We start from the raw sequence: 15,094 nt of genomic DNA on the forward strand, positions 1-15,094 counted from the left end.
GCCGGATTGATCGACCCTTCGGGTCGATTGGTCAAACCACCTTGAAGTCGTCATCCGGCTCTTCCGGCTTCTGATCTTCGATACATTTTTGCCAGATCTCGTCGGTGACGTTGCCGCTTATGGCGACCCAGTATCCCCGGGACCACAGGTGCTGTCCCCAAGACCTCTTTCTCAGCGATTGATATTCCGACAGAAGCTTATGTGAACTCTTTCCTTCATCCGCTTCGCCTGATCAAGCTCGAGCCCGCCGTATTCTTTCGCCAGCTAATAACTCTGCTGCGATATCCCGGCCTCCCGGCACGCCACAGCTGGCGTTTTGCCTGCGACATCAAAACTTCAATCTGGCGAAGCACTACGACAATTTGCTCCGCGCTAAACCGCTTCTTCGGCATCTGAAAAGCTCCTTTGCCAAGCTCACTCCCTCACATCGCTTGGTCCAAAAAAGCCGGGTCAGGTCACGCAGCGGCGTCGCGATTTCCAGCGCCGATACGATCGGAAGCCCGCGCGGTGCCATCTTATAACAGTGTCCGGCTTAACGATCGCAAGCGCACCACAGGTCTGAGGGAACAACCGGTAAAGACCAATGAAAATCAGTCGGTCAATTAGGTTGAAAGCAGGCTTGCGAGGCGCCCCTCGCCGAAGCATATTGATTTGTTGCCTCAATACCAAAATCTCGGCTTCAAGCGTAGCTCGCGACCGGAAAAGATCCGTGAACATCCGCCAGATCAGTCTGCACTGGATCATCCGATTCTCAATCAACTACCAGCCGGATATGGTTTGCGGTAGGGACAGGCTCGGGCCTCTCTCTTCCACGCCGCCCAGCTTTGACACTTGGCTTTGTCAGCCCCTGCCGTTCCCGCGCGGTCACTCCGCTCTGAGGAAAAGAGCGGACAACATTTGCTCAGTACGAGCCTTTCAGCATTTGTGTGTTGGCACTTTTGAGACATACTCACTGGCCCTGACTACGTCTGTTTACAGGGGAAGACCGGAAGTAGCGCGCAGACGGCCAAAGTGACGCGATTGACCCGAACCGGATATGCCACGGACGCACCAAAGATCGACGCGATCTCCATCAAAGGGCACTACTCCGTCCTTGGCGCCCAGAGGAGATATTGATGCATCAACTCGGGCTGCGAAACGCGAACACGGAGATCAGCGATATTGGTCTCGAAGACATCGCGTATCTCCCGCACCGCGTTGGATGCTAGTTCGACGGGCTTCTCCCGACTGACCAATGTCGTGGTGTCAGGTCCCAACGTAGATGCTTCACCGTCCCAGGCAACCTTCGGCAATTTAATGACGGAGCTAAGTTGCTCGTCGTGTCGGAACAAGTACCAATTTCCTTTTTTATCCCGATTAACGTACGAAGCGTCGTGCACCTGACCATTTCGGAATGCATATAGATGTTGAGCTTCTGCGCTTGTAGCACTGATGCCACAGAAGTTTTGAAGTGTCCGCTTGATGCTCGTCGTCTTGCTGGGTAAATGCGATGATCTCCGGTCATAACAAGTTCCGAGTTGGTCCAGAATTGCGAAAGCACACATTGCTGGACCGTAGAACTTAGAGTTTTCGCGACTGTTTGCGCTTCGCATTGAGGTCAAGATTTGTTCAAGCGACGAAGTCACATGGAAGTCGCCGGTCAATTCATGCAGACGACCGGCGACGTGAAGGTAGATCACCTCGTCCAATGTGAGATCGCCAAACGGCTTGGCCGACAAATCCATAATTCTGTTCATCTCGGTAATCCTATTCTGACCGCGAGCAATGTCCACTTCTGGCCCATCGCGTCATTTCGGTGCGATACAGAATTTGGTCGCGATCGGGGCAAAGCGGACATCGATCAAGCCGCGCCAATCAAGCTCGATTGATGAGTACGCGCCCTAGATATCGTAATAGAGATGAAACTCGTGCGGATGGGGCCGCAGCCGGATGGCATCGATCTCCCTTTTTCGCTTGTAGTCGAGCCAGGTTTCGATCACGTCGCGAGTGAACACATCGCCGCGCAGCAGGAACGCGTGATCGCGTTCAAGCGCATCAAGCGCCTGGTCCAGCGATCCGGGCGTCGATTTCACATCCTTCGCCTCGGCCGGCGGCAGGTCATAAAGATTTTTGTCGATCGGCTGGCCAGGATCGATGCGGTTACTAATGCCGTCAAGGCCGGCCATCAGCATCGCGGCGAAGGCCAAATAGGGATTGCACGAGGGATCCGGCGAACGGAACTCGACGCGCTTTGCCCGCGGGTTTGGCGAGTACATCGGAATTCGGCAGCAGGCCGAGCGGTTGCGCTGGGAATACACTAGGTTGATCGGAGCCTCGTAGCCCGGCACGAGACGCCGATAGGAGTTCGTCGTCGGCGCGCAAAGTCCGCATAACGCCCACGCGTGCGTCAGCAGTCCGCCGATGTAGTAGCGGCCCAGCTCGCTCAATTGGGCGTAGTCCGCTTTGCCGTAAAACAGGTTGGTGTCGCCCTCCCATAGACTTTGATGAACGTGCATTCCCGAGGCGTTGTCCTCGAACAGCGGCTTGGGCATAAACGTCGCGGTCATGCCGTGCTGGCGGGCAGTATTCTTGACCACATATTTGTAGATCATCAGATGGTCGGCCATGCGGGTCAGCGTGGTAAAGCACATGTCGATCTCGTTCTGGCCGCCGGTCGCGACCTCATGGTGATGCGCTTCAATCTGGATCCCCAGCGACTCCATCGTCAGCACCATCTCGGTGCGGAGTGCCTGCATGCTGTCGGTCGGGGGGACCGGAAAGTATCCCTCTTTCGGGCGCGGCTTGTGGCCCAGATTCGGCGCTTCCTTCTTGCCGGTGTTCCAACTACCCTCGCTGGAATCGATTTCGTGGAAGGCGTAGTTGATGCCCTGCCCGTAGCGCACGTCGTTGAAGACGAAGAACTCGGCCTCCGGGCCGAAATAGCTCGTATCGGCGCACCCGCTGCCCTTGAGATAGGTCTCGGCTTTCTGGGCGATGTAGCGCGCGTCGCGGCTATAGGACTGACCAGTCACCGGATCCCTAATGTTGCAAATCAGGACCAGCGTGGTTGCCGGGGCGAACGGGTCGATGAAGGCCGTCGGTGGGTCCGGAACGACCAGCATGTCGCTTTCCTGAATCTCCTGAAAGCCGCGGATCGATGAGCCGTCGAATCCGATGCCTTCATCGAGGGCCTCGGCCTTCACCGCGCTCGGCGGGATGGAAAAATGCTGCCAGACACCCGGCAAATCGGTGAACCGCAGATCGATCATCTGGACCTTCTCGTCCTTGATCGTCTTCAGGATATCTTCGGCTGTGGTACAATTCGGAACCATGGCTTCATTCCAGCTACTATGAGCGGTGCCTTGCAAATCCCATTGCCGCTCAGCCGCGGCCAAGCGGCTTGGGACGGACTTTGATCCACACCCTATCCTTTGCGACGACGCTCGCGAATCCCGTTACCTGAGAGCCAGCGCCTTCAGCTTTGATGCGGCCCGCGCATAAGCTTCATGGCATCTCCGATATGCCGCCAGGTCTTGGCCAGTTCAACATCGCCCTTCATTTCGAGGGCAACGGCGTTCTTGGCGGCTTCCGCAATGGCCTGGGCGCCGTGGGCCTCAAGCAATTGCCGCGCATAATCGTGGATTTCGATTTCCCGCATGGCGCCACCCTCCTCTTGTTCCGTGCGCGATCGTTGTCACCAACCGGCACCAGAACTCTAGACGTGAACACCTATCAAGCTCGGACAGCTTGCACCCTGACGCGGGACGTTTGCAAGAGCCCGTTCGGGGTCACGGGCTGCCAAAACTGGGCCCCCGCAGCTATTCCACGACGGACATCACGACGGGAGGGCCGCCATCCCTTTGCTCGAGTCAAAAGCTGAAGTCGTTGGTCGGTCTGCACCTGTGTGTACCGAAAACTTAAACACGGGCGTAGCGGTGATGAAGTCCGCCCAGGATGGCGCGTGACCTGATCACACCGGTTCGCTGAACCGCGCGAGAAACCGGCGCATCCTTGTTCAGGGATCGATGGATTCTGACACGGTTGTAATAGTCGGCATAAAATTTGAGTATCCGGCGCAAATGCACCTCGCCCAGGACAATGATGTGGTCCACACACTCACGCCGGATCGATCCGATCAGCCGTTCGGCAAAGCCATTCTGCCAGGGTGAAGCCGGTGCGGTGGGCTTCTCGACGTTCGGGGCGAAAGACCGCCTCGATCGCATGCGGCGAGCGGCCATGGGGCAAGCCTTCAGTTGGACCAATTCAGCGAAGGCCTACGCCTCGCTCTATCAATCCTCCATTTAGCAGCAGGAAACGCGACGCCATGAAGATCGCTCAGGTGACTCCGCTCGCGGAAAGGTGTCCTCCGAAGCTCTACGAGGGAACCGAGCGGATTGTCTCCTATCTCACCGAAGAGATGGTACGGCTCGGACATGATGTGGCGCTGTTCGCCAAGGGCGATTCCGTACAGACGCGGAGTTGGTCCCGTGCTCTCGGGCCGTATACGTCTCGATCCGGCGGTTCGCGACATGATACCTTATCACGTCACGATGTTGGACGAGGTCGTCAAGCGTCTCGACGATTTGGACGTCGTTCACTTCCACAAACTATCTGCACTATCCCGATGATGCGTCCGTACGCCGATTGTATGCTCACAACCGTGCACGCTTCCTGAAATGCTTTCTGCATTTTTTGCGTATGATGTCGATGATCGCGATCTGCCGCAAGGCTTGCCAGTATTCTGACGTCGGATTTGATATGCGCTAGGCAGAGCCACCTTATGCGGTTACTTATTGTCGGTGAAAATTCGACGCGCGAAACGGATCACGACCGCAATGATGATCAATGTCACTATTAAAGAGAGTATCCAGATCAAAAAGAAGCCAAGCAGAAGAACGACGGCTAGCATAAAAATTGCGCCGATTATTGCCGCAGCAAAAAGGTTGATCCCGAATGGGCCAAGCCTTGTGACATAGATACGGTGAGTTCCGTGTGTCGTCTTAGAGGCCCAGATGCCAGAATCGGGCTGATTACCTGGCAGGATAATTTCAGGCTCGGACCGTGGGCGTTCACTGCTCTTCTTAGTCATCATTCCGCCTTTGGTTCGCCCACTGATGGCCGGCGCACCACGGGTGGTCCGAGTTGAATGTTACTGCATAATCGGTTTTGGCGCCATGCTGGTGCTGCCCCGGTGATCTGCCCCCTTTGAAGTGGTCCTCCCTGAAGTATGTTTTTCGGATGGAGGATAAGATCGATGGCAAGGAAGAGGCATACGGCTGAAGAGATCGTTGCGAAGCTGCGGCAGGTTGATGTGCTGATGGCCCAGGGTCGTCAGGTGGCAGACGCAGTCCGAGCGATCGGCGTGACGCAGTTCACGTATTACCGGTGGCGCAAGGAGTTTGGTGGCTTGAAGGGCGACCAGGTGAAGCGGCTGAAGGAGCTGGAGACCGAGAACACCCGGCTCCGTCGAGCGGTGTCGGATCTGACGCTGGACAAGCTGATCTTGGCGGAGGCCGCAAAGGGAAACTTCTTCTCTATTCGGGGCGCATGATGCAAGCTCCTTTTTGCACGTCCACGATGTCAGAGATCATCCTGCGAGGCTCTTGCTTCTCTCCGAGGTCAGCATTTTGCAGCCTCATGATGGGATCAGAGGGAACGGGCGGAGCCATCTAAGCCGCGCGGTCGTAAGTGCGCCGCACGAGTTTCCTCGGTCTCACCCAATCCCGTCGTCCTCGCGGGACGCCTCCTCCAGCATGGAGGAAGTTGAATCGGTTGTCGTTTTCCTCTGTGATTAGGTTGTAGCTGCGCTCCAGCGGAAGTCGGTATCATCCCTCCACATCCGGTGAAGTATGACCGCGAGCTTGCGTGCAACTGCGACCATCGCCTTTTGCATTCCGCGCCGGCGCGCCACTGCAATGCCCCAGGCCTTGAGCGGGTTCCAGCGACCTGGGCCAGTTAATACGACGAGAGCTGCTTCATAAAGGCTGGATCGAAGCATCACATCCCCAGATCGGGAGATGCGACCCGTCCTGGAGATCTCGCCGGACTGATAAATGCGCGGCGTAAGTCCGTAGTGAGCACCCACGCACTTGGATCTTGAGAATCGCGCGGGATTGTCGACGCACGTTCGGAACGTGAGAGCGACGATCGGTCCGACCCCTGGCGCGGACATCAGGCGGCGACAGACCGGATCGACCTGCACCAGATCAAGCAGCATGCGGTGAAGTTTAGCAAACTGAGCTCGTAGAGCTGCTCGTGCCTCTAACAACGAAGCGGCGATGGCAGCAACGAACGAATGATCTGCAACGAGCTCACGGATACGGTCCTCAAATTTGATTTTGCCAACCACACCCACCTTGAGTCCGAAATTACGCAGCGAGCCCCGCAGGTCATTCTCGATGTCATAAATCTTCCGCTGCAGTAATTTGCGAGAGGTCAGCAGAAGTCTTCGATGTTGGCTGGCGGGAGTTTTGACGTGGACTGCCTTGAACAGCCCGACCCGCATCATCTGGGCGATCCCGCGGGCGTCGTTCCGGTCGGTTTTGTTGATGCGTGCCGAGAGCGCTGCATGCATATGCCGGGTCTCGACACAGATCGCCGCAAGGCCAACGTCGACGAGACCGGCATAGATCCACTGGGATAATGGTCCTGCTTCCAATCCGATCCGCTCGAAAGGCTGACCGAACTCGTGCAAGCGACCGGCTATTGCCTCTGGTGCACTATCAACCATCGTCTCGAGAAGGACTCGCCCGTTCGCGTCCAGGACGCAAATAGCGGTCGTCTTCACGGAGATATCGAGGCCAGCAAACAGTGACATGACGGGCTCCTTCGATGTTGAATATCTGGAGCTTCAATCTCGCCTCGCAACGGACGCCTTGGCGAGGGAAACCCCCGAATACCCCATCTAAGCCCCTCCCGACGCCGTGCGTGCGTCGATCATGTAAGAGCCGAGCTTGGCATCTCCGAGAGACGGGCGTGCCGGGCATTAGGTCAACACCGATCGACGCAGCGCAAGATCCCCACGACACCCGATGACGAGGCGGCTTTGACTGCCGACATCATCGAGCTTGCCCGCCAATATGGCCGCTACGGATATCGCCGGATTACGGCGTTGCTTCGCCGAGCCGGCTGGAGGGTGAACAAGAAGCGTGTTGAGCGGATCTGGCGCTGTGAGGGGCTGAAGGTCCCTGCAAAACAGCCTAAACGCGGGCGTCTGTGGCTCAACGACGGCTCGTGCATCCGTCTGCGGCCGGAGCGGCCCAACCATGTCTGGTCCTATGACTTCGTTGCTGACCGCACCCACGATGGCAAGGCGTTCCGGATGTTGGTAAGCGCTCAACCGCTGCCCCATTGATGTGGGCTTGACGTTTTGCGGAATCTCCAGGGCATGAGGTCTTCGATTTTGCTTTGAGGATGGCCGGCGATGATTGCCTCGAGTGTTTCGGCGATGTAGGCGACGGGGTTGACGTCGTTGAGCTTGCAGGTGGCTACGATCGACGCCAGCAAAGCCCAATTCTCGGCTCCAACTTCATGACCAGCAAATAGCGCATTTTTTCTGGTCAGGCACACCGGCCGGATGGCGTTTTCGACCGGATTGGTGTCGAGCTCGAGACGTCCGTCTTCGAGGAAGCGGGTCAGCCCCGGCCAATGATTGAGCGCGTAGCGGATGTCCTGGGCGAGTGTCGAGCTGCTGGAGATCATCGACAGCTGTTTCTCGAACCACGGCTTCAAAGCAGCAACGACAGGCCGCGAATGCTCCTTGCGCGCGGCCAGTCGGATGTCCGGCGATGAGCCGCGCACCGTGGCTTCGATGGCATAGAGAAGCGCAATCTGCCGGACCGCGTCTTCGGCGATCGGCGATCTGCTGTTGCGCGCCAGCTTGACGAAGCGCCGACGCAGATGACTCCAGCAATGCACGAGCGTCCAGGGGCCTTGCGGTCGCGCAACGCCGGTCAGCCGATCATAGCCCTCGTATGCGTCGCATTGCAGGAAGCGCCCGTTAAAGCCGTCCAGAAACTGCCTGGCGAAAGCGCCGCTGCGTCCGGACGCATATCGGAACAGCACGATCGGCGGACTTGGGCCGCTGTGGCCGCGGTCGTCGGAGACAATAGCCCAGAAGAAGCCTTTCTTCGTCTGGCCGCGCCCGGGAGCAAGCACCGGCGCCGTGGTCTCGTCCATGAACAGGCGATCCGCCGCCGCCAGTTGGCGGCGCATCCGATCCCCAACAGCCTGGAGATGGAAGCAGGCGCGGCCGGACCAGTTCCCCAGCGTCGCCCGGTCGAGCCGGATCCCTTGTCGCGCGTAGATCCCGGCCTGCCGGTAAAACGGCGTATGATCGCCGAACTTGGCGACGATCACTTGCGCAATGGCCGCTTCGGTCGGCAGTCCGCCAGGCACGACATGCTCCGGCGCGTGCGCCTGAACGACCGCGCCCGAGCAGCGGCGGCAAGCATATTTTGGACGACGCGTGACCAGCACGCGCCATTGCGCCGGGATCACGTCGAGACGCTCGCTGACGTCTTCGCCGATCTTCGTCATCGCGCCGCAGCCGCAGGGACACAGCGTGCTCGCAGGCTCGATGATCCGCTCCACCCGCGGCAAATGCGCAGGCAGGCAGCCCCGATTGCGATGACGGGCTTGATCTGATGCGCCGCGCGATCGGCCCTGGATAATCGCTGCCGCGTTCTCCTGCGCCGCGTCCAGGACGCCTTGCGCGATCTCGACGTCTTCGAGCGGCAAATGATATTGATCAGGCCGCAGCTTCTCGGACTTCGCGCCGAACTTCTCGCGGCGAAGTTCTCCGAGGATAACCTCCAGCCGGCGCCGCGCCTCTTCCGACGTTGCCAGCGCCGCCTGATGCTCGCCCAACGTCGCTTGCGTTTGCGCCAAAAGCGCCTTCAGGCGTTCGTTCTCGTCGCGCAGCGCCGCGGTGTTCATGCGCTATTTCCAGCACATCGCCGCCGTTCTCGCCATGCGCAAAGAGCGTCCCGAGTCACTCTGCCGCAGTTATCCCGCCGCTTGCGGACGCCGTGCTTCCTCCGGACGGACCAGCCTCCAGTCCAAACCTTCAAACAAGGCCGCAAACATCGCCGGCGATACCCGCATCACGCCATCCGCAATCGTCGGCCACACGAACTTGCAGCCTTCGAGCCGCTTGTGCACCAACACCAGGCCCGTGCGATCCCAGACCAAAATCTTGATCCGATCCGCTCGCCTCGATCGGAACACGAACGCCGCGTGTCAATCGGCGCCGAAGTTTGACCCCGTATCGGCGTCCAAATTTGCCCCCTTTGATCGACGAGATTTAGCGGTAGCGCTCGGTCCGTCGGAGCTGGCCGGGATTGCGGAGACGGACCGAGCGCGGGTTGTTTGATCATCGTCGCGGCTTTTGAAGCGCCAGCTGTCGTTGCCGGTTTCGACGATGTCGCAGTGGTGGGTCAGACGATCGAGCAGCGCGGTGGTCATCTTGGCGTCGCCGAACACGCTGGGCCATTCGCCGAAGGCGAGATTGGTGGTGACGACGATGGAAGTGCGCTCGTAGAGCCGGCTGACGAGATGGAACAGAAGTTGTCCGCCGGATTGGGCAAATGGCAGGTAGCCGAGTTCGTCGAGGACGATGAAGTCCATTCGGGTCAGATGCTCGGCGATACGACCCTGCCGTCCGTTGCGGGTCTCGATCTCGAGACGATTGACGAGGTCGACGACGTTGTAGAAGCGCCCGCGGGCACCGGATCGAATGCAGCTTCGGGCGATGGCGATAGCCAGATGGGTCTTGCCGGTGCCTGTACCGCCGACCAGAACGGCATTGCGTTGCTGGGCGATGAAGCCACCGCCGGCGAGATCATTGACCAGCGTCTGGTTGATAGGGGTGCCCTCGAACTGGAAGCCATCGAGATCCTTGGCGAGCGGCAGCTTGGCGATAGTGAGCTGGTATTTGATCGAACGCGCCTGCTTCTCGTTGATCTCGGCATTGAGCAGGTCGCCGACAATGCGTTGCGGTTCGTGCTGGCGCTTGACGGCGGTCGCCATGATCTCGTCGAAGGCGGCCTTCATGCCATAGAGCTTGAGTTCGCTCATGAGGTCGAAGAGTTGAGTGCGTTCCATCAGACCGGTCTCCTGAGGTTGTCGTAACGGGCACAGTCAGCGATCGGCGCATGGCGCAAGGTCAGCGCCGCCGGGGTGAGGATGTTGGCTGGTGGCGCCGGCTCACGCTGGCGGGCGAGGATGTTGAGAACGACATCGGCGGAATGGACACTGTGGGCGATCGCCTCGGCACAGGCGGCCTCGACTGCCGGCAGTCCGTCGGTCAGCACCGCGTTGAGGATGTCGACCATCTGCCGATTGCCATCGTCGGCACCGGCGAGCTTGCGCCGCACACGCTCGATCGCGGCCGGCAGCACCCAGTCCTTGAACGGGGCGCCGTTGCGCAACGCGCCGGGTTTGCGAGCCAGCACCGGCACATAATGCCAGGGATCGTAGGTCGTCTCGCCGCGGCCGAAGGAACGCGGATGCTCGGCGACGATGCGTCCGTCCTGGCGGATCACGATGCGGTCGGCATAAGCTTGCACTTCGACGGGCCGCCCGACGGCGTTGGCCGTAACCGAGTATTTGTTGTTGTCGAAGCGCACCAGGCAGGTCTTCGAGACGGATGCCGGCACGGCATGGAATCCATCGAACCGGCCGGCATAGGGAACGAGCTTCGGCCGCTCGGCTTCGAACACTTCCCAGATCGTCTGTTCGGTCAGTTCCGGATGACGGTGCACCTTGGCGTAGGCGATGCACTTATCCAGCAGCCAGGCGTTCAACTCGTCGAGGGTTTTGAACCGCAGCCGCGGCGTGAAGAAGCGCTCCCGGACCAGCCCAACCTGGTTCTCAACCTGGCCCTTCTCCCAGCCCGAGGCCGGCGTGCAGGCGACCGGATCGACCAGGTAATGGCTGCACATCTGCATGAAGCGGCGATTGTAGAGACGCCCTTTGCCGACGAAGATCGTCTCCACCGCGGTCTTCATATTGTCGTAGATGCCGCGGCCGCAGGTGCCCTTGAACAGAGCGAAGGCCCGGTCGTGGGCGTCGAACCACCATCTCCTGCGTCTCGCGTGGATAGGCGCGAGCGAACAGCATCCGGCTGTGACAGAGCCGGACATGAGCGACCTTCACGATCACCGTCACGCCATGCAGCAGGACAACCTCATGGCTCCAGTCGAACTGGTAGGCTTCTCCCGGTGCAAAGCTCAGCGGGACATAGGCCGCCGCCGTCGATTGTCCGCGCTCCTGGCTCCACCGTCTGGCGTAACGTCGCACAGCATCGTAGCCGCCGTCATAGCCGCGCCCGCGAAGCTCTTCGAAGACCCGGATCAGCGTCAGCTGTTCGCGAGCGGACTTCGCCGCGTTCGACGCCAGCAATCCGTCGAGATCAGCGGCCCATCGCCCCAGCTTCGGCCGCGGCTGCACCGCACGTTCGTACTCGAATGAGGTCTCCCCAGACCGCAACACCTTGCGGACCGTGTTCCGCGACACCTTCAGGTCGCGTGCGATCTCCTTGATCGTCTTGCCCTTGATGAAGTGCTCGCGGCGTATCCGCGCAATCGTCTCCACGATCAGCATCCCCAACCACCTGCTTCGTTCCAAAGCAGGCAGCGCAACAGACCAACCTATCGGGGGTCAATTTTGGACGCCGATCCCCCGGCTCAGGGGGTCAATATTGCAGGCCGAATAACAGATGGTGGCCTGATTTGAAAAAACCGCTTGACGATTCGGATTGCCAATCGAGATATCACGACTCCAGCGGCGATGATCCCATACGTCAGGATCATAGCCACCACCCAGTACAGCCCAATTGTCTTTGCTGCATCAAGCATTGGAAGAAGGGGCATAGGCGGCGATCCTCCCGCAAGCTGGCAAGGGACCGCTGAAACAAAAAAGGCAGCCAGCATCCCGAAGGACAACGGCGGCCAGTTACAGGAACAGGCGCCTGGAGGCCATGAGCAACGCAGGGACTCTACCGGCGATTTATGACAGCCGTGTAGCGGCCGAATATCGTCACTTCATCACCTCGCCAATCCCCAGCAGCACCAAGGCCACGAACCGCGGAAGCGTCACGACCGTGCGCGTACCGCGGCGGCGTTGTCCTGCCGTGCTTGAACGGCGCGCGCTTGCGCGCCTTTGGCGGATCGAAGATCGGCGCCGGTCGCTCATACAGCATCGCCGCCATGGCTTGCCTTTTGGGCAGGGCTTTGCGGTTTGCCTTGGCCTTCTTCGCGAGATCGAGCAGATCGATGTCGTTATAACACGCCCGTCGCCATGCTGGTCGAGAAGCCGACGCAACGTCTGACCGGCCTTGGTTCGCATCGGGCCGACGAGTTGCGCAATTGATGGCGCGAGATCGCCTTTTGCGACCGCTTTCCGCAACCCCTCCTGTGCCTGTCGCAAATCAAATCCGAATATATTGGTGATGCAGCCCGCCCAGGATTGGAAGACGAAGAATACGCCATGCTCTCTGAACCGTGCGCGATAGGGGCGCATCCTTGTCCAACGATAGGTGCGTGGGCGTCTCATTATAGTAGTTCATGTAAGACAGCAGCACGTGACGAAGATGCCACTCGCCGAATACAACAACATGGTCAAGGCATCCCGCCGGATCGAACCGATCAGCCGTTCAGCATATGCGTTTTGCCATGGCGAGCGCGGCGACGTCGGTCGATCACGAATGCCCATGGATCGAACTCTTCGAATAAAGACTTCGCCATAGGCCCCGTCCCGGTCGCGGATCAGATAGCGAGGGGCCTGCTTCCAGCCGCACGCTTGCGTGAGCTGATTTGCGATCCATTCTGCGGTCGGATGCGCTGTCACGCCAAACCATAAAACCTGTCGTCGACCATGCCCCATGATTAACAAGCCCTAGAGCAAGCGAAATGAGATCGTCGGTACGACGAACAGATCCATCGCCGCGATGCCGTCGGATTGCGAAGGAACGTCTTCCAACCCTGGGATGGCGGACCTCTCCGCCTGGCCATATACTTGGCCACGCTGGTCTGTCCGATGTCGATGCCGAGCTTGAGAAGCTCGCCATGAATTCGTGGCGCTTCCCACAGTGGATTGGCGATACTCATCTCGCGGATCAGATCGCGTATTTCCAGCGCCACCGTCGGCCGGCCGCCGCGATGCCTCGATTTCCAGCGCCAATACGATCTGAACCCAGCACGATGCCAGCGGATCACCGTCTCAGGCTTCAAAATCGCCAGAGCCCCTAGAACACTTGGCGCCAAACGATACAGCCCAGCAAATATCAACCGATCCAAAGTGCTGAAATTCAGCCGCTTCGGTGATTGACGTCGCTGGATGACGAAGGATCAGTATCTCGGCTTCCAGCGAGGCCCGCGACCGGAACGACCCGACCAGCGCCAACCAGACCAGGCTGCAAGCTTCTCTCATAAGGCCGAAGCATTGCGCGATTCGGCCTCAGTTGCCAGCCGGATTAGGTTTCCGACAGGGACAGCCTGCCCTAATAGCTTAGCGCGGTCTCTGCCATCCCGGCTCGCCGGCATACCAGTTCGCAGCTTTGCGGGCGAGGGGTTCGATGTTGGACATGGAGTGCCTCCCCAGGGCGATAGCATGGCGATCCTTGCTGGGATCATCACATCGGGCAAGGTGCCTGCCATTTCTTTAGTAGCCCTTCGAGCCCTTCTCTTCTGAAGTAAGTGACGACGCCGTCGCTGGATCGGTCTCCCTCTTTATACGCGGGCGCAAACTGGTCCGAATGGATTTCCCGACAGATCGGTGATGTCGACCTTGTCACCGGCGTTCTTACATCAGAGCGCCGATCTCAGTGGGTTCTGTTTGAACTCGGAGAACCGCATCGTCGTCGACCCGGAAACGACGAGTCTCGATGAGTGGAGCAAAGCCTGGAGTTGATAGATGTTGATCGCACAACCGACTTCAGCCGTTGTTTACTATTGCGGTGTTCAATGAATTACCTCCTACCCGGATGATTTGACATGGACATCGATCTTGCTGCGCTCGTCGGGCTGACCCCGACTGACGCAGGCTGCCTTCAGTCGCTCAAGCCGCGGATGGGAGGCAGCCAGGATGAGATCATCAACGCCTTCTACGGGCGCATTCTGTCGTTTCCCGCCTTCAAGGAGATGATCGAACAGACCTGCGAACGGGAGAAGATCGACATTGGGCAGCTTGTCGCCCATATCAACGATGTCCAGTTCAGGCACTGGCAGCGATTCTTCGACGGCACGCCGGACAGGGCCTTCCAGGATTTCGCGCACAAGATCGGCACCGCGCATGAGAAATGCCTTCTCAGCAGTGACCTCTATGTCGCGAGTTCCGCTGTCATCCTTGAGAAATTTCTCGGACTCGCAATTGACCAGCATCTCGGCGATGCCGAACAGGCCGCAGCAATCAAGGCGTCGCTCAGCGCCATCGTCCGGATGTTCTTTCTCGATATCTCCCACGCGATTTCGGCTTACGACAACGCCGCCGCTCGGACCGCCTTCCAGCATGTTTCCGAGCCGCTGCTCAACGCCTTCGAGGTCGAGGTGGCGGGCGACCTCAAATCGATGGCCGGCGCCGCCGAAGAACTCAACAGCACCATCAGAAACATCGTCGAAGTCAACCTCGGCAATATGCAGCGATGCCGCGACACCGTATCGAGCATCGAGACCCTGACCAAAAACCTCGCCGATCTCGCGCAGACCACGCGACAGATCGAGAATTTCGTCAAGGTCATCTCCGACGTCTCGCGCAAGACCAAGCTGCTGGCGCTGAACGCCGCGATCGAGGCTGCGCGCAGCGGCGAATACGGCCGCGGGTTCAACGTCGTGGCCAACGAGGTCAAGGCGCTGGCCAATGAGGCCGAAAAAGCCACCAGGGACGTCACGCGGCAGGCCAGCGAAATCCAGGACGCCATTGATCACGCTATCAGGCAGGTCTCCGGTTCGCGGCGGCTGGTGCAGGAGATCGATGCCGGCATGACCACGGAGAGCGAAGCCATTGGCGCCCAGAGCACGGCCGTCAGCGAGATCTCGACCACCCTTGCAGCCGTGTCCGAAAGCGCGCGCGGGCTGCGGGAACGCTTCAAGAGGCTCAGCGCCGCCTGACGCAACCT

Annotated in this window: 11 protein-coding genes and 4 pseudogenes; 4 read left to right on the top strand and 11 right to left on the bottom strand. The window is 59.3% G+C overall.

Annotation, left to right across the window (positions count from 1 at the left end):
- Nucleotides 1–31: 31 nt before the first annotated feature.
- From ACSZOQ_RS11800 to ACSZOQ_RS11820, 5 genes and pseudogenes are all read right to left on the bottom strand, one after another.
- Nucleotides 32–217 (bottom strand): annotated as a pseudogene (locus ACSZOQ_RS11800) (transposase); the annotation flags it as partial.
- Nucleotides 218–1,082: 865 nt separating this feature from the next.
- Complete coding sequence (locus ACSZOQ_RS11805) at nucleotides 1,083–1,736, bottom strand: hypothetical protein (protein WP_439922713.1); 654 nt, start codon at nucleotides 1,734–1,736, stop codon at nucleotides 1,083–1,085.
- A gap of 144 nt (nucleotides 1,737–1,880) precedes the next feature.
- Nucleotides 1,881–3,311 carry a type I glutamate--ammonia ligase gene (gene glnA / locus ACSZOQ_RS11810; RefSeq protein ID WP_439922714.1) on the bottom strand — a complete coding sequence of 477 codons (1,431 nt, stop codon included), beginning with the start codon at nucleotides 3,309–3,311 and terminating at the stop codon, nucleotides 1,881–1,883.
- A 143-nt stretch (nucleotides 3,312–3,454) separates the two neighbouring features.
- Entirely contained in the window at nucleotides 3,455–3,637 is a 183-nt protein-coding gene (locus ACSZOQ_RS11815; protein WP_439922715.1) for a hypothetical protein, read from the bottom strand.
- 259 nt (nucleotides 3,638–3,896) lie between these two features.
- Entirely contained in the window at nucleotides 3,897–4,118 is a 222-nt protein-coding gene (locus ACSZOQ_RS11820; RefSeq protein WP_439926028.1) for a hypothetical protein, read from the bottom strand.
- Here ACSZOQ_RS11820 and ACSZOQ_RS11825 point away from each other — a divergent pair.
- On the top strand, nucleotides 4,078–4,284 hold the full coding sequence (locus tag ACSZOQ_RS11825) for a hypothetical protein (RefSeq protein WP_439926162.1): 207 nt from the start codon (nucleotides 4,078–4,080) through the stop codon (nucleotides 4,282–4,284). The genes ACSZOQ_RS11820 and ACSZOQ_RS11825 overlap by 41 nt on opposite strands.
- Nucleotides 4,285–4,765: 481 nt before the next feature.
- Here the strand turns inward: ACSZOQ_RS11825 and ACSZOQ_RS11830 are convergent, their stop codons facing one another.
- Nucleotides 4,766–5,068, bottom strand: coding sequence for a hypothetical protein (locus ACSZOQ_RS11830; RefSeq protein ID WP_439922716.1), 303 nt, complete (start codon nucleotides 5,066–5,068; stop codon nucleotides 4,766–4,768).
- A 165-nt stretch (nucleotides 5,069–5,233) separates the two neighbouring features.
- On the opposite strand from ACSZOQ_RS11830, the pseudogene ACSZOQ_RS11835 reads away from it, so the two are divergent.
- A pseudogene (locus ACSZOQ_RS11835) lies at nucleotides 5,234–5,515 on the top strand (transposase); the annotation flags it as partial.
- 255 nt (nucleotides 5,516–5,770) lie between these two features.
- Here the strand turns inward: ACSZOQ_RS11835 and ACSZOQ_RS11840 are convergent.
- Nucleotides 5,771–6,796: an IS110 family transposase gene (locus ACSZOQ_RS11840; protein WP_439922717.1), complete on the bottom strand. Its 1,026-nt coding sequence runs from the start codon at nucleotides 6,794–6,796 to the stop codon at nucleotides 5,771–5,773.
- Nucleotides 6,797–6,883: 87 nt separating this feature from the next.
- On the opposite strand from ACSZOQ_RS11840, the pseudogene ACSZOQ_RS11845 reads away from it, so the two are divergent.
- Nucleotides 6,884–7,306, top strand: a pseudogene (locus ACSZOQ_RS11845) (IS3 family transposase); the annotation flags it as partial.
- Nucleotides 7,307–7,314: 8 nt separating this feature from the next.
- On the opposite strand, the gene tnpC reads toward ACSZOQ_RS11845, so the two are convergent.
- The 4 genes and pseudogenes from tnpC to istA form a co-directional block, all read right to left on the bottom strand.
- Nucleotides 7,315–8,916, bottom strand: coding sequence for an IS66 family transposase (gene tnpC, locus ACSZOQ_RS11850; RefSeq protein WP_439922718.1), 1,602 nt, complete (start codon nucleotides 8,914–8,916; stop codon nucleotides 7,315–7,317).
- Between the two features lie 69 nt (nucleotides 8,917–8,985).
- Nucleotides 8,986–9,171 (bottom strand): IS66 family insertion sequence element accessory protein TnpB, encoded by a 186-nt coding sequence (gene tnpB, locus ACSZOQ_RS11855; RefSeq protein WP_439922719.1) that lies wholly within the window; start codon nucleotides 9,169–9,171, stop codon nucleotides 8,986–8,988.
- Nucleotides 9,172–9,219: 48 nt separating this feature from the next.
- Nucleotides 9,220–10,083 carry an IS21-like element helper ATPase IstB gene (istB, locus tag ACSZOQ_RS11860; protein WP_439922720.1) on the bottom strand — a complete coding sequence of 288 codons (864 nt, stop codon included), beginning with the start codon at nucleotides 10,081–10,083 and terminating at the stop codon, nucleotides 9,220–9,222.
- An 8-nt stretch (nucleotides 10,084–10,091) separates the two neighbouring features.
- Nucleotides 10,092–11,583, bottom strand: a pseudogene (gene istA, locus ACSZOQ_RS11865) (IS21 family transposase); the annotation flags it as partial.
- A gap of 2,390 nt (nucleotides 11,584–13,973) precedes the next feature.
- On the opposite strand from istA, the gene ACSZOQ_RS11870 reads away from it, so the two are divergent.
- Nucleotides 13,974–15,086, top strand: a complete 1,113-nt coding sequence (locus ACSZOQ_RS11870; protein ID WP_439922721.1) for a methyl-accepting chemotaxis protein — start codon at nucleotides 13,974–13,976, stop codon at nucleotides 15,084–15,086.
- Nucleotides 15,087–15,094 lie beyond the last annotated feature (8 nt).

Source organism: Nitrobacter sp. JJSN (assembly GCF_051912485.1).
GTDB lineage: Bacteria > Pseudomonadota > Alphaproteobacteria > Rhizobiales > Xanthobacteraceae > Nitrobacter.

What these genes read in the sequence shown, in the direction of transcription:
- ACSZOQ_RS11805 (WP_439922713.1), bottom strand. Translation starts at nt 1,736, where the DNA reads ATGAACAGAATTATGGATTTGTCGGCCAAGCCGTTTGGCGATCTCACA.
- glnA (WP_439922714.1), bottom strand. Translation starts at nt 3,311, where the DNA reads ATGGTTCCGAATTGTACCACAGCCGAAGATATCCTGAAGACGATCAAG.
- ACSZOQ_RS11815 (WP_439922715.1), bottom strand. Translation starts at nt 3,637, where the DNA reads ATGCGGGAAATCGAAATCCACGATTATGCGCGGCAATTGCTTGAGGCC.
- ACSZOQ_RS11825 (WP_439926162.1), top strand. Translation starts at nt 4,078, where the DNA reads ATGATGTGGTCCACACACTCACGCCGGATCGATCCGATCAGCCGTTCG.
- ACSZOQ_RS11830 (WP_439922716.1), bottom strand. Translation starts at nt 5,068, where the DNA reads ATGACTAAGAAGAGCAGTGAACGCCCACGGTCCGAGCCTGAAATTATC.
- ACSZOQ_RS11840 (WP_439922717.1), bottom strand. Translation starts at nt 6,796, where the DNA reads ATGTCACTGTTTGCTGGCCTCGATATCTCCGTGAAGACGACCGCTATT.
- tnpC (WP_439922718.1), bottom strand. Translation starts at nt 8,916, where the DNA reads ATGAACACCGCGGCGCTGCGCGACGAGAACGAACGCCTGAAGGCGCTT.
- istB (WP_439922720.1), bottom strand. Translation starts at nt 10,083, where the DNA reads ATGGAACGCACTCAACTCTTCGACCTCATGAGCGAACTCAAGCTCTAT.
- ACSZOQ_RS11870 (WP_439922721.1), top strand. Translation starts at nt 13,974, where the DNA reads ATGGACATCGATCTTGCTGCGCTCGTCGGGCTGACCCCGACTGACGCA.